Source organism: Dermacoccus sp. NHGro5, assembly GCF_017565385.1.
Taxonomy (GTDB): Bacteria; Actinomycetota; Actinomycetes; order Actinomycetales; family Dermatophilaceae; genus Dermacoccus; species Dermacoccus nishinomiyaensis.
Map to the genome: position 1 here is coordinate 160,149 of NZ_JAGEKQ010000004.1, position 13,042 is coordinate 173,190.

Genomic DNA, 13,042 nt, shown 5'->3' on the forward strand with positions numbered 1-13,042 from the left:
ATGAGCGACTTCACCCCCCACGCCGGCTCCTCCGAGTCGCCGTCGGTCACCTACCCCGACGGCTCGACGCTCGGTGTCGAGGTGGATGGGGCCCAGGTGCATCTCGTCGCCCGCGGCGACGTCCACGACCTCATCCGCGACACCAACCTCTCGCCCGCCGAGGCCCATCACCTCGGGGAGGCGCTCGTCGAGGCCTCCGCCGAAGCCGGGGCTCCGGAGCAGCCCGGCCGACACGACCCCGCCGAGATAGACGCGCTGCTCGATCAGTTCGCGCTGGACGAGCCCGCCTGAGCCACGCGAGTCTGCCTGAGACAGATATCAGGCCGACGCGGGGTGCGGGTTCGGTTGCGGGCCGTCACGAACCCCGGTTAGATGCACGTGATACCGGAACATCACCGTTCAAGGGGGAGAACGATGCGTCGAATTCTTGTCGCCGGCGCGGCTGTCGTCTGCTTGCTCGTCGAAGGCGCGGGCCCGGCGTCCGCTGCTGAACCCACGTCGGTGGCTGCCGCGTCGACCAGCGTCTCGTCTGCGTCGTCAGCACGAGCCGCAGCTGTCACCGGGGGCGTCGGGACGGCAGGCGTTGCGGCGCCCGGTGCCCAGAACGTCGCGTTCGTCGACGCGTCGACGAACCATCAGTCCATCGGGCAGCAGCCCGAGCGGCGGCGCACGCCGTCCCGCAAGAAGCGTCGCAGCGGCGGGGTCGGGCGGTTCTTCGGCGGGCTCGTGTTCATGTTCATCGGGTTGCCGCTGCTCGTCGTCGCCGCGCTCGTCCTGTTCTTCATGGTGCGTCGCGGTCGCAAGCAGCGCGAGCAAGCCTTCGCGCAACAGCAGCGTCGTCAGACCCAGAACGGCCCCTACCAGGCGCAACAGGGCCCCTACCCCGGCGCGAACGGCACGAACGACGTCGACGGGCAGAACCCGACACACCGGTTTTGAGCGACGCCGGTCAGGACACCGACCGAGCAGGCCACCCGAGAGCCACCGCCGATGACGCGGTGGCTCTCGTGCGTCACGTTCGTTCGCGGCTGCAGCTGTAGAGGTGCGACTCGGCGAAGCCGTGGGCCGCGAGCGCAGGCCCGACGAGGATGACGGCGGCCTGCCGCAGCCCCGCGTCCTCGACCTGATCGGCGATGTCGGCGAGCGTGCCGCGCAGGATGAGTTCGTCGGGGCTGCTGACCTGCGAGCCCACGACAACGGGACAGTCGGTGCCGTAGTGCTCGGCCAGCTCGTGTGCCAGCCGCCGCGTGTGACGGATCGCGAGGTGGAGCACGAGTGTCGCCCCCGTCCGCGCGAAGTTCGCGAGCTCCTCACCCGCCGGCATCGGCGTCGAATCGCGCTGTGCACGCGTCAGGACGATCGACTGCGTCACCTCGGGCACCGTCAGCTCGCGTCCGACACGCGCGGCTGTGGCCGCGTAGGCCGGCACGCCCGGGCAGACGTCCCAGGCGATACCGGCTGCGTCGAGGCGACGGCCCTGCTCGGCCACGGCGCTGTAGACGGAAGGGTCGCCCGAGCACAGACGCGCGACGTCGTGCCCCAGCGCATCCGCGGCGACGATCTCGTCGATGATCTCGTCGAGGGTGAGGTGCTGTGTGTCGACGCGGCGCGCGCCCGGCGGGCAATGGGCGAGGACGGCGTCGTCGAGGTAGGTGCCGGCGTACAAGCACACCTGCGAACTCTCGATCAGGCGCACCGCGCGCAGCGTCAGCAGGTCGGCGGCGCCGGGGCCGGCACCGATGAAGTGAACGGTCATGTCAGATCCTTCGCGTAGCTCCACTGGACGACGGCGCGCGCGGGGCGCCAGCCGTGCAGTCGGCCGAGGGGTTCGAGGTGTTCGACGGCCAGGCGCGTGAGGTCGCCGCCATGCGTGCGCCAGGCGTCGAGGAGGATGCTCTCGCTCTCGAGCGTGACGGCGTGAGCGACGAGGCGGCCACCGGGGCGTAGAGCCGCGAGGGCCGCGTCCACAGCCTCAGCGCTCAGCCCGCCACCGAAGAAGACCGCATCGGGAGCGCTGTGACGGGCGTCGCTCGTGGCGCGAGCGGCGCCGTCACGGCAGGGGCCGCAGGCGGTGCCATCGGGGTGCTGCGCGCCGTGGACGGCTACATCGTGGACGCTCGCCTCGACGACGTCGACGCGATGATCGACTCCGAGGGCGCGGGCGTTCTCGCGGGCGCGTTCGGCGCGTACGGCATCGCGTTCGACGGCGACGGTGCGAGCATCGGGCGCGGCGAGCGCCCATTCGATGCCGACGGCCCCCGAGCCGGCGCCGAGATCCCAGAGCAGCGCGCCGCGCGTGGGGCGCAATCGCGCGAGTGCCGCAGCCCGCACGTCGCGTTTCGTGATGAGCCCGTCATTGCCGAACCACGTCTCGGCGCGGCCCGGAACCGTCCCGACGACGTCGGCCGCGCCCAGTTCGTCGGGCACCTCGACGCAGACGAGGACGAGGTCGGGAATCGGCTCGGCGAGGTCGCGTTCCCCGTCGGGCCACCCCTGGGCGGTGGCCTGTAGCGACCCTTCCCCGGGCCCGCCGAGGTGCCACCAGGCCGTCAGCCTCGCCTCCGGTGCTCCCGACTGCACGAGCAGCGCGGCGAGCTCGCCCGGGCCGCGCGCGTCGGAGCACAGCACGACGAGTCGCGCTCTGGGCGTGACGAACGGGCGCACTCGCTCGATGCTGCGGCCCACCGTCGTCACGACGTCGACGCTCTCGGCCGCCCACCCCATCCGGGCGCGCGCGAGGGTCTCGCTCGACAGTGCGGGATGGACGCGAACGGCGCCCGCACTGAACTCGTCGATGAGCGTCGTCGCGACACCCGAGCGCAGCGGATCGCCGGAGGCGAGCACGACCACGCGCCCGAACGCGGCATCGTCCGTCTCGTGGGCGTCGGACGACGTGGCGCGCCCATGGGCATGGTCATCGGCATGGAACAGGAGCTCGCGCAGCCCGTCGCGCAACGGGCGCGGCCACGTGAGGCGCTCCTGGCCCTCCACCTGCGGCAGCAGTTCCAGGTGCCGTCGTCCGCCGACGACGACGTCAGCGTCCGTGACGAGTTGCCGAAGGTGGGCGGGCAGCAGCGCCCACCCACCGTCCTCGATGCCGACGACCTCGATCATGGGCGACACCCTATGCCCCGCCGGGGCCTCGGGCGGCGTCGGCGTCTGTCATGATGGGGCCGTCGCGCGCGAGGAATGCCGGTGCGAATCCGGCAGCGGTCCCGCCACTGTGATCCCCGACGGGGTAAGCCAGGACGTCGCCGCGACCACTGGCGTCGTCCGGCGTCGGTGCCCCCGAGCGGCAAGCGTGGTCACTTGCCAGGAGGCGAACTGATGCCCCGTTTTCCCTTCACCGCTGTCGTCGGCGCCGACGACCTGTCCACCGCCCTCGTCCTGACGGCCATCTCCCCCGCCATCGGCGGCGTTCTCGTTCGGGGTGAGAAGGGCACCGCGAAGTCCACGATCGTGCGTGGTCTCGTCGGCGTCCTGCCGCGGGTGGACGTCGTCGCCGGGTGCCGCTTCTCGTGCGACCCCGCCGACCCCGCGCCGGACTGCCCGGACGGCCCGCACCCGATCGGCGCTGACGCGGCCGTCACCGCTGAGCGACGCCCGACGCGCCTCGTCGAACTTCCTGTCGGTGCGAGCGACGACCGCGTCACCGGCTCGATGGACCTCGCGCAGGCCCTCGGCGCCGGCCGCACCGAGTTCCACCCCGGTCTGCTCGCGCAGGCGCACCGCGGGCTGCTGTACGTCGACGAGGTCAATCTGCTCGCCGACCACCTCGTCGACCTGCTGCTCGACGCCTCGGCGATGGGTCGCAACACCGTTGAACGTGACGGCATGTCGGTGACGCACCCGGCCCGCTTCGTGCTCGTCGGGACGATGAACCCCGAGGAAGGCGAGCTGCGCCCGCAGCTGCTCGACCGCTTCGGGCTGTCGGTCGATGTCAATGCCTCCCGCGACCCCGACGAGCGGGCCGAGGTCGTGCGTCGACGTCTCGCCTTCGATGCCGACCCGGACGCGTTCTCTGCCCGCTACGCGGCAGCCGAGGCCGAGCTCGGGGCACGCATCGTCCGGGCGCAGGAGGCCCTCGACGGCGTCGACCTGAGCGCGTGGGCGCTACGCACCATCGCCCGTGTGTGTGCCGGATTCGACGTCGACGGCATGCGCGCCGACATCGTCATCGCCCGCGCGGCGCGCGCCCACGCCGCGTGGTGCGAGCGCGACCGAGTGACGCGTGAGGACATCCGCATCGCCGCCCGGTTCGCGCTGTCGCACCGTCGCCGACGCGGGCCGTTCGACCCGCCCGGCCTCGACGAGGAGCTGCTCGACCGGCTGCTCGACGAAGAACCCGAACCGCCGACCGACCCCGAATGCCCCGACGATCCGCAGCCCCCGTCGGGTGGTTCGGACGACGACCCGAACGGCGAACCGGGTGACGGTGACGACGCGCCTGACAACGACGACGACGCGCCGGGCAACGATGACGCCGGGCCTCCGCCGGCTGGCTCGCAGCAGCCACCGGCATCGAGCGATCGGGCGACTGAGTCCTCGTCGGATTCGGTTGATCCGCAGCACGATTCGCCGTCCGATGCGGAGGAGTCCTCCCAGGAGCAGCCGTCCTCCGAGCAGCGAACCGGCGCAGCCGCCGCCGTCGGCACGGCTTCGGCGGGCACGCCGTACCGTCCGCGCCGTTTCGAGGTGCGCGGTGTCGGTCGCGGTGAGGCCGGTCGGCGCAGCGCGGCCGAGACGACGCGCGGACGCGTCATCGGTGTCTCCCCGACGACGACCGGCCGCGTCCACGTCACGGCCACCATCACGAGCGCAGCGTCGCGTCGCACCGCGGGGACGCGGGGCCGCCTCGACATCGCGGCGCACGACGTCCGTCACGCCCGGCTGCGGGGGCGCGAGTCGAATCTCGTGCTGTTCTGCGTCGACGCCTCCGGTTCGATGGCAGCGCGCAAACGCATGGACGAGGTGAAGACGGCTGTACTGTCGCTGCTGCTCGATGCGTACGAGCGTCGCGACAAGGTCGGGCTGGTCGCGTTCAACGGCGCCGACGCGCACGTCCTGCTCGCCCCGACGTCGTCCGTCGATCGGGCGGCCGCGGCACTGACACAGCTACCGCACGGCGGACGCACGCCCCTCGCGGAAGGGCTCACGCTGGCCGCGAGCACCCTCGAACGTGAACGCCGCCGCGACCCGCGCCGTCGCGCGCTCGTCGTCGTCGTCACCGACGGGCGCGCCACGAGCGGGCCCGATGCCCTCGCTTGCGCCCAGCGCACCGCGTCGGCGTGGCCGGGCCTCGGCGTCGACACCGTCGTCGTCGACTGCGAGAGCGGACGCTTCCGCATGCGCCTAGCCGCCGACCTCGCCCACCGCATGGGCGCGACGCACGTGCCCCTCGAGAACGTCTCCGCCTCGGGCCTCGTCGACGCCGTCGCCGCCGCTCGCGCGCCGCACGGAAAGGCCGCCTGATGCCCCAGGGAGAAACGACCGTCACCCCGGACGACGGCCTGACGACGCGTCAGCGCCGCAACCGACCCGTCGTCGCCATCCACTACGGCGCGGGCAAGGGCAAGTCGACAGCGGCGTTCGGGCTGGCACTGCGCGGCTGGAACCAGGGGTGGTCGATCGGCGTGTTCCAATTCGTCAAGTCCGCGAAGTGGAAGATCGGCGAGCAGGAGGCGCTCATGGCGCTCGGCGAGGTGCATGAGCGCACCGGCCGGGGCGGGCCCGTCGAGTGGCACAAGATGGGTTCGGGCTGGTCGTGGTCGCGCAAGGGCGGCACCGAGGCCGACCACGCCGCGGACGCGCTCGAGGGCTGGCGCGAGATCAAGCGTCGCCTCGCGGCGGAGACGCACCAGATGTACGTGCTCGACGAGTTCACCTACCCGATCAAGTGGGGCTGGATCGACGGCGAGGAGGTCGCGCGCACCCTGGCGGAGCGACCCGGCAATCAGCACGTCATCATCACCGGGCGCGACCCGCACCCGGCGCTGCTCGAGGTGGCCGACATCGCCACCGAGATGACGAAGGTCAAACACCCCTTCGACACCGGCCAGAAGGGCCAGCGAGGTATCGAATGGTGACGCGACTGCCGCGCGTCGTGCTCGCCGCGCCGGCGTCCGGGCAGGGCAAGACGACGGTGAGCGTCGGCGTCATGGCCGCCCTCGCCGCGCGCGGCCTGCAGGTGGCGCCCGCGAAGGTCGGCCCCGACTTCATCGACCCCGGCTACCACGCGCTCGCGACAGGACGCGTCGGGCGCAACCTCGACCCGTGGCTCGTCGGCCCCGAACGCGTCGCACCGATGCTCGTGCACGGCGCGATGACGCCGGCGCCCGCCGACGTCGCCGTCATCGAGGGCGTCATGGGGCTGTTCGACGGGCGCCTCGGCACGGAGGGGTTCGCCTCGAGCGCGCACGTCGCGACGCTGACGCACTCCCCCGTCGTCCTCGTCGTCGACATCAGCTCCTCGTCGCGTTCGGTCGCCGCGAGCATCCACGGGTTGCGCACGTTCGACCCGCAGCTCGACGTCGCGGGCGTCGTGCTCAACAAGGCCGGCTCCGAACGTCACGCAGGCGAGGTGCGGCGCGCGTGCGAACGCATCGGCGTGCCGGTGCTCGGTGTGCTGCCGCGTGACGCGGGGGTGAGCGTCCCGTCACGGCATCTGGGACTCGTCCCGGCCGACGAACGGGACGCCGCACGCGCGACACTCGACCGACTGGCCGAACGCACCGCCGCTCACATCGACCTTGATGCGCTGCTCGAGATCGCCTCGGGCGCACCCGATCTCGCTGACGAACCGTGGTCGCCCGCACCCATGTCTGCGGCGCCGACGACGGCCGGGCGGGACGCCCCCGTCGTCGCCGTCGCTGGGGGTCGTGCCTTCACGTTCCGTTACGCCGAGACGCTCGAGATGATGCGCGCGCGAGGTCTCGAACCCGTCGTGTTCGACCCCGTCCGTGATCGCGCACTGCCCGCCGGCACCCGCGCGCTCTACCTCGGCGGCGGCTTCCCCGAAGTGCACGCGCGCTCGTTGGCGGCCAACACGAGCCTGCTGGCCCAGCTGCGCGACGCCGTGACGTCGGGGCTGCCGACCGTGGCCGAGTGCGCCGGGATGCTCTATCTCCTCGAGGCCGTCGACGGTCACCGCTTCTCCGGGGTACTGCCCGCGACGGCGGCGATGTCACCACGGCTGACGCTGGGCTACCGCGAGGCCGAAGCACCCGTCGACACGCTTCTCGCCGACGCGGGCACGCGGGTGCGCGGCCACGAGTTCCACCGCACGCTGACGACGCCGGCCGCCGGTGACGGCGAAGGTGGGGGCCACGCGGCCTGGCTGCTCGACGCGGGTGCCGACGGCTTCTCCGCCGCCCACGGCTCCGGCAGCGAGCCGACCGTCCACGCCTCGTACCTGCACACGCACTGGGCGGGGCACCCCGAGCTCGCAGACCGTTTCGCCGCCGCCACGCATCGCGCGGCGGGCCTGGGCCTCGTCGCGACGACGCTGCCGAGCCTGCCCCGCCCGCGTGTCGACGCGCGAGTGGACGCGGCGCTGCCGGGCGGTGCGACGCCCGGCGACGAGCATCACGGTGACGCCGAGGTCGGTGACGGGCTCGTCGACTTCGCCGTGAACGTCCGTGCGAGCACGCCCCCGGCGAACCTGCGGCACGCCCTGCGCGGCGTGCTCGACGAGGCGGCCCACTACCCCGATGCACGCACCGCCACCGACGCGGTCGCCGCGCACCATCGGCTGGCGCGTGAGCAGGTGCTCCTCACGAACGGAGCAGCCGAGGCGTTCACGCTCATCGCGCGGGCGCTGGCGCCGCGCGCACCCGTCGTCGTCCACCCGCAGTTCAGCGAGCCCGACGCCGCGCTGCGCCGCGCCGGGTGCCCGGCCCGGGCGCACGTGCTCCACGTCCGCTCCGGTGCTCACCTCGGGGACGCTGACGTCGCGGCGCTCGACGGCGCCGATCTCGTCGTCCTCGGCAACCCGACGAACCCGACGGGCGTGCTCCACCCGCGCGCGCAGCTCGAGAAGCTGCGCGGTTCCGGACGCGTGCTCGTCGTCGACGAGGCGTTCATGGATCTCGTGCCCGGTGAGAGCGAGAGCCTCATCGGTGGCGACATGACCGGGGTGCTCGTCGTGCGATCGCTGACGAAGACGTGGTCGATCGCCGGGGTGCGCGCCGGCCATGTCGTCGGCGACGCGGCCCTCATCGCGACGCTGCGCGCGCAGCAGCCGCATTGGTCGGTGAACTCACTCGCCCTCGAGGCGACGCGGTACGCGATGACGGCCCCCGCCGCGCGTCAGGTCGCCGAGTGGGCCGAGGAGACGAGCCAGTGGCGCGAGCATCTCGACCGCGGCCTGCGTTCACGCGGCGTGCCGGTGCTGGCGTCGGCCGCCCCGTTCGTACTCGCGCGCGTCGGAGCGGGCGCGCACGCCGCGTGGCGGGACGCCGGGTTCGCGACACGCCGCGCCGACACTTTTCCCGGCCTCGACGGCTCGTGGGTGCGCCTCGCCGTCCGAGACCCGCTGACGACGGATGCCCTCCTCACCGCGTTCGACGCGTTCCGCCAGAGCGGGGAGGCCGCATCGTGACGCGCGTGTTGCTCCACGGGCCGGGGGTGCTCGGCCCCAGCCTGCCCGGGATCATCGCCGAACTCGCCCGCGCGGGGGCACAGGTCGATGTCCTTCTGGATGTGGGCGAGAACGCGAGCGCCCGCGCTGCTCACCGCAGCTCTCCCCACCTCCAGGCTCCCGACCCTCATGCACCCCACCTCGACGACCTCGCCTCACGCGGGCTGTGCCGACTCGTCACGGACGCCGATCCGCTGCGCTATGACGAAGTGCGTCGCCTCACCGTCAACCAGCCGGGCGAGGAGGCTCCCCACGGACCTGCCGGTGAGGCCAAGCGTCCTGGGCGAGTGACGCTCGTCGGCGGCGGCCCGGGTGATCCGGGCCTGCTCACCGTCGCCGGGCTGGGCGCGATCGAGCGCGCCGACGTCATCGTCTGCGATCGCCTCGCTCCCCTCGACGCCCTCGTACACGCCCGAGCCGACGCGACGATCATCCACGTCGGCAAGATTCCGCGCGGCGCGTTCACGCCGCAGGAGGAGATCAACCGGTTGCTCGTCGAGCACGCGCTCTCCGGGCGTGACGTCGTGCGGTTCAAGGGCGGCGACAACTTCGTCTTCGGTCGCGGCGGCGAGGAGGTGATCGCCTGTCGAGACGCCGGTCTCAGCGTCGACGTCGTGCCGGGGGTGACATCGGCGATCGCCGTGCCGGCGCTCGCCGGCATCCCCGTGACGCACCGGACGTCATCGCAGGGGTTCACGGTCGTCTCGGGGCACGTCGCGCCCGGCGACCCGCGCTCGGATCTCGACTGGGCGGCACTGGCCCGCACCCGCACCACCCTCGTCGTCCTCATGGGCGTCGCGCACCTGCGCGCCATCGCATCGGCACTCGTCGACGGTGGCCTGCCCGCCTCGACGCCCGCCGCAACGATCGCCGACGGCGCCATGCCGAGCGAGCGACGCGTCGTGGCGACCCTTGCGACGTTGCCGGACGCCGTCGCCGACGCCGGCCTCGGCGCACCTGCCATCACCGTGATCGGCGACGTCGTCGCAGCTCTCGACGGCACCCGGCTCCATGCGTCGTCCGACGACACCGGAGCGGCGTGATGAGCGACGCTGTCGTCACCCGACCGGCATGGGAGGGGCTGCGCCTCGCGACGGGGACGTTGAGCGTCATTCCCGTCGGCGCGATCCCGCCGATCACCACGCCGGTGGCGCGCTGGGCGATGACCCTCGCGCCCCTGGCCGCCGTCCCGCTCGCTGTGGTGACGTCGCTCGTCCTGCTCGTCGGGCACTGGGTCGACGCGCCTCCGCTCGTGGCCGGTTTCTGCGCGGTCGCTGCCCTCGCGGCCGGCACGCGCGCCATGCACGTCGACGGATTGGCTGACACCGTCGACGGATTCGGCGCGGGGTGGAACCGGGAGCGCGCCCTCGAGGTGATGAAGCGTGGCGACGTCGGCCCGATGGGTGTCATCGCCGTCGTCGTGACGGCCGGCGTGCAGACGGCGTGCTTCGCGGCGCTCCTCGACGCGCCGTGGCTGGCCGGCGCCGCCGTCATCGTCTCGCGGGTGGCGTGCACTACCCTCGCCCACCGACGGTGGAGCGCTGCACGGCCTGACGGGATGGGCGCCGTCGTGCTGTCGGCCGTCCGAACCCCGGAGCTCGTCGCCGTAAGCGTCGTGGGATGGCTGGTGCTCGTCGGCGGATCTGCCCTGGCTGATGCCTCAGGTGACGATGGGTTCTCCACCGGCGCAACGCTTCTCGCTGCTCCCCTGGTCGCCTCGGTGGCCGCCGGCATCGCGCTGGAATGGCTCGCTCGTCGCGCGACGCGCACCTTCGGCGGCCTGACGGGTGACGTCATGGGAGCCGGCATCGAGGTGGCCCTCACCGTCATGCTCATCGTCCTCACCCTCGGAGTCTGGCGATGAGCGCCCCGCGCCGCGTCCTCATCACCGGCGGCGTGCGCTCGGGCAAGTCGACGTACGCCGAACGCCTGCTGTGGGAGGCGCCCGCGACGTACCTGGCCACGGGGCCGTCACGTCCCGACGACGACGAGTGGCGTGCCCGCGTCGCAGCCCATCAGCAGCGGCGGCCGTCACACTGGTCGAGCCTCGAGTCGGTCGATGTTCCCCGCGCGCTCAGCGAGATCCACGGTCCGTGCCTGCTCGACGACGTCGGCTCGTGGCTGACCTCCGCCCTCGAGGAGTCCGGCGCCTGGGTTTCTGACACCGGCGAAGGCCCTCGCCGAGGCGACGAGGAGCAATCGACGCCCCCGCCCCCGTCGATGCCGACGTGGCACCAGCGGTACGCCGCCCGGGCCGATGCCTTCGTCGAGGCGATCACGGCGTTCGAACACGACCTCGTCATCGTGACGAACGAGGTGGGCTTCGGTCTCGTCTCTCCCTACCAATCGGGGCGCCTCTTCACCGACGAGCTGGGCCGCCTCAACCAGCGCCTCGCGCGCGCGTGCGACGACGTCGTCCTCGTCGTGGCGGGTTGCCTCCTCGTGATCAAGGGTGAGCCGAAGAACCCATCGGGGGCATCGTGAGCCATCCTCTTCTCCTGCGACTCGCGCACCTCGACGGTGCGGTCTCGCGCTGCGCGACGACCACCGCCGCACCAAGGTTCTTGACGCGGACAGTGCTTCTGAGGCGGTCAGCGCGCGCGAGCGCCTGCTGGGATCCGATCGCGGCCGGTGTGGCGCTCGGGTATCTCGCCGACCGGCGCTGGGGTGACCCTGCCCGGCATCACCCCGTCGCCTGGTTCGGTGGCTGGGCGGCGGCCTGCGAGCACCGGCTGTGGGCGCCGCGACGCTCGCGGGGCATCGCGTACCTCGTCGTGACGCTCGCTCCGCCGGTCGCCGGTGCGCTCGTTCTCGATCGACGCCGGCCGCTGACGCGCACCCTCATCACGGCGCTGGTGACGTGGGCGGCCCTCGGCGGACGTTCGCTGGAGCGCGAGGCGATGGCGGTGCACGACCTGCTCGCTGCCGACGACCTCGACGGCGCTCGTCACCGCATTCGCTCGCTCGTCGGACGCGACACGTCGCAGGCAGGCCCCGACGAGATGGCCCGGGCCGTCGTCGAGTCGCTTGCCGAGAACCAGTCGGATGCCGTCGCGGCAACCCTCGTCTGGGGCGCGGGGTTCGGGGCGCCTGGTGTCGTGCTGCACCGCTGCGCCAACACGCTTGACGCGATGATCGGGCACCGGACCGAGCGGCTCGAGCAGTTCGGTTGGGCCGCGGCACGATTCGACGACGTCCTCAACGCCGTTCCGGCCCGTGTGAGCGTGCTCGCGACGGCGATCAGCTGTGTCGTGGCGGGCGAGCCGTCGCGCGTGCGCGACGTCGTGCGCGACGTCCGCCGTGACGCCCCCGCGCATCCGAGCCCCAACGCCGGGCCCGTCGAGGCCGCCGCCGCGGGCGCACTCGGGGTGCGCCTCGGCGGGACGAACGTGTACGCCGGTCGCACCGAGCATCGCGGTGAACTCGGCGACGGACGCGCGGTCGACGTCACCGACATCCCGCGTGCGGTACGGCTCACCCGACGCGTCGGACGCACGGTCCTCGTCCTCGCGCTCGGCGCGCGTCTCCTCGCGCGGCGTCGCACGATGAACTGACCGGTTCGCGTGTGCGGCACAGCCGAACCGCGCGCGTATTAGAACGCAGGAACAGCCCCGCTCGTCAGCTCCGCAGGAACGTCACGACCTCGTCGAGCGTGCTCACCTCACGCAGCCCGGCCGGTGCCGCGGGCCGTGCGACGACGACGACGGGGACGCCGAGTTCGCGTGCTGCGGTGAGCTTCGCGGCGGTGTAGCTGCCGCCGGAGTCCTTCGTCAGGACGACGTCGACGGCGTGCTCCCGCATCGTCGCGATCTCGGTGTCGACGTCGAACGGGCCGCGGGTGTGCAACACCGTCCACGCGGGCGGCGCGGGGATGTCGAGCGGTTCGACGATGCGCACGAGCGCGGCCTTGTCGTCCCAACCGCGGTAGTGCTCGAGTGTCTGACGCCCTGTGGTCACGAACGGTCGACGCCACCCTTGCGCGTCGACGAGCGCCCGCGCGCCGGCGTAGGTGCTGACCCAGTGCCAGGTGGGCGCATCCGGGTGCTCACGCCAACCGGGGCGCGCGAGGCGCACGAGCGGGACGTCGGCGGCCGCGCAGGCAGCCACCGCGTGGGAACGCATCGTGACCGCGAACGGGTGCGTCGCGTCGACGACGTGCGTGAAGCGGTCGTCGCGCAGCGTCGCCGTCAGCCCTGCGACGCCGCCGAACCCGCCGATCCTGACGTCGCCGACCGGCAGCCTTGGCCGCGACACGCGCCCGGCCAAGGAACTGACGAACGCGATCCCCAGCTCGTCGAGGCGTGCTGCGAGAGCGCGGGCTTCACTCGTTCCGCCGAGGACGAGCACCTTCGTCGATGACACGCCCGCAGCCTACCGACCCGTGCCCCGACAACGCCGTCGGCC

At 72.7% G+C, this 13,042-nt stretch carries 12 protein-coding genes and 1 riboswitch; of the genes, 9 read left to right on the plus strand and 3 right to left on the minus strand.

Translation table 11 applies throughout. The features are described 5' to 3' along the window. Positions 1–291 carry a hypothetical protein gene (locus tag J4Z35_RS01760; protein WP_208065319.1) on the plus strand — a complete coding sequence of 97 codons (291 nt, stop codon included), beginning with the start codon at positions 1–3 and terminating at the stop codon, positions 289–291. Positions 292–414: 123 nt separating this feature from the next. Then, positions 415–939, plus strand: a complete 525-nt coding sequence (locus tag J4Z35_RS01765) for a hypothetical protein (RefSeq protein WP_208065320.1) — start codon at positions 415–417, stop codon at positions 937–939. Positions 940–1,012: 73 nt separating this feature from the next. Here J4Z35_RS01765 and cobM read toward each other — a convergent pair whose 3' ends face one another. Then, the gene (gene cobM, locus J4Z35_RS01770) at positions 1,013–1,756 is read right to left on the minus strand and encodes a precorrin-4 C(11)-methyltransferase (protein WP_136788399.1); all 744 of its coding nucleotides are present in this window, start codon (positions 1,754–1,756) and stop codon (positions 1,013–1,015) included. Further along, positions 1,753–3,114: a precorrin-6y C5,15-methyltransferase (decarboxylating) subunit CbiE gene (gene cbiE / locus J4Z35_RS01775; protein WP_208065321.1), complete on the minus strand. Its 1,362-nt coding sequence runs from the start codon at positions 3,112–3,114 to the stop codon at positions 1,753–1,755. The genes cobM and cbiE overlap by 4 nt, the downstream gene beginning before the upstream one ends. 72 nt (positions 3,115–3,186) lie before the next feature. Continuing rightward, positions 3,187–3,250: riboswitch (cobalamin riboswitch) on the plus strand. A gap of 77 nt (positions 3,251–3,327) precedes the next feature. Here cbiE and J4Z35_RS01780 point away from each other — a divergent pair. Genes J4Z35_RS01780 through J4Z35_RS01810 form a run of 7 tightly spaced genes read left to right on the plus strand, consistent with a single transcriptional unit; the run spans position 3,328 to position 12,192 of the window. Continuing rightward, positions 3,328–5,472 (plus strand): VWA domain-containing protein, encoded by a 2,145-nt coding sequence (locus J4Z35_RS01780; RefSeq protein WP_144694071.1) that lies wholly within the window; start codon positions 3,328–3,330, stop codon positions 5,470–5,472. After that, positions 5,472–6,086 (plus strand): cob(I)yrinic acid a,c-diamide adenosyltransferase, encoded by a 615-nt coding sequence (gene cobO, locus J4Z35_RS01785; RefSeq protein ID WP_006945423.1) that lies wholly within the window; start codon positions 5,472–5,474, stop codon positions 6,084–6,086. The genes J4Z35_RS01780 and cobO overlap by 1 nt, the downstream gene beginning before the upstream one ends. Next, on the plus strand, positions 6,083–8,599 hold the full coding sequence (locus J4Z35_RS01790) for a cobyrinate a,c-diamide synthase (protein WP_115297048.1): 2,517 nt from the start codon (positions 6,083–6,085) through the stop codon (positions 8,597–8,599). The genes cobO and J4Z35_RS01790 overlap by 4 nt, the downstream gene beginning before the upstream one ends. Continuing rightward, positions 8,596–9,681 carry a uroporphyrinogen-III C-methyltransferase gene (gene cobA, locus J4Z35_RS01795; protein ID WP_115296183.1) on the plus strand — a complete coding sequence of 362 codons (1,086 nt, stop codon included), beginning with the start codon at positions 8,596–8,598 and terminating at the stop codon, positions 9,679–9,681. Before J4Z35_RS01790 ends, cobA begins: the two co-directional genes overlap by 4 nt. Next, complete coding sequence (locus J4Z35_RS01800; protein WP_144707781.1) at positions 9,681–10,502, plus strand: adenosylcobinamide-GDP ribazoletransferase; 822 nt, start codon at positions 9,681–9,683, stop codon at positions 10,500–10,502. The genes cobA and J4Z35_RS01800 overlap by 1 nt, the downstream gene beginning before the upstream one ends. Continuing rightward, the gene (locus tag J4Z35_RS01805) at positions 10,499–11,122 is read left to right on the plus strand and encodes a bifunctional adenosylcobinamide kinase/adenosylcobinamide-phosphate guanylyltransferase (RefSeq protein ID WP_074039400.1); all 624 of its coding nucleotides are present in this window, start codon (positions 10,499–10,501) and stop codon (positions 11,120–11,122) included. Before J4Z35_RS01800 ends, J4Z35_RS01805 begins: the two co-directional genes overlap by 4 nt. Beyond that, a complete protein-coding gene (locus J4Z35_RS01810; RefSeq protein WP_253184060.1) occupies positions 11,119–12,192 on the plus strand; it encodes a CobD/CbiB family cobalamin biosynthesis protein in 1,074 nt (357 codons plus the stop codon). Before J4Z35_RS01805 ends, J4Z35_RS01810 begins: the two co-directional genes overlap by 4 nt. 64 nt (positions 12,193–12,256) lie before the next feature. On the opposite strand, the gene J4Z35_RS01815 is transcribed toward J4Z35_RS01810, so the two are convergent. After that, a complete protein-coding gene (locus J4Z35_RS01815) occupies positions 12,257–13,000 on the minus strand; it encodes a cobalt-precorrin-6A reductase (protein WP_115296181.1) in 744 nt (247 codons plus the stop codon). Positions 13,001–13,042: the final 42 nt, after the last annotated feature.

Bases quoted from the DNA above. Each gene is read 5' to 3' on its own strand.
- J4Z35_RS01760 (WP_208065319.1), top strand. From the start codon at position 1: ATGAGCGACTTCACCCCCCACGCCGGCTCCTCCGAGTCGCCGTCGGTC.
- J4Z35_RS01765 (WP_208065320.1), top strand. From the start codon at position 415: ATGCGTCGAATTCTTGTCGCCGGCGCGGCTGTCGTCTGCTTGCTCGTC.
- cobM (WP_136788399.1), bottom strand. From the start codon at position 1,756: ATGACCGTTCACTTCATCGGTGCCGGCCCCGGCGCCGCCGACCTGCTG.
- cbiE (WP_208065321.1), bottom strand. From the start codon at position 3,114: ATGATCGAGGTCGTCGGCATCGAGGACGGTGGGTGGGCGCTGCTGCCC.
- J4Z35_RS01780 (WP_144694071.1), top strand. From the start codon at position 3,328: ATGCCCCGTTTTCCCTTCACCGCTGTCGTCGGCGCCGACGACCTGTCC.
- cobO (WP_006945423.1), top strand. From the start codon at position 5,472: ATGCCCCAGGGAGAAACGACCGTCACCCCGGACGACGGCCTGACGACG.
- J4Z35_RS01800 (WP_144707781.1), top strand. From the start codon at position 9,681: ATGAGCGACGCTGTCGTCACCCGACCGGCATGGGAGGGGCTGCGCCTC.
- J4Z35_RS01805 (WP_074039400.1), top strand. From the start codon at position 10,499: ATGAGCGCCCCGCGCCGCGTCCTCATCACCGGCGGCGTGCGCTCGGGC.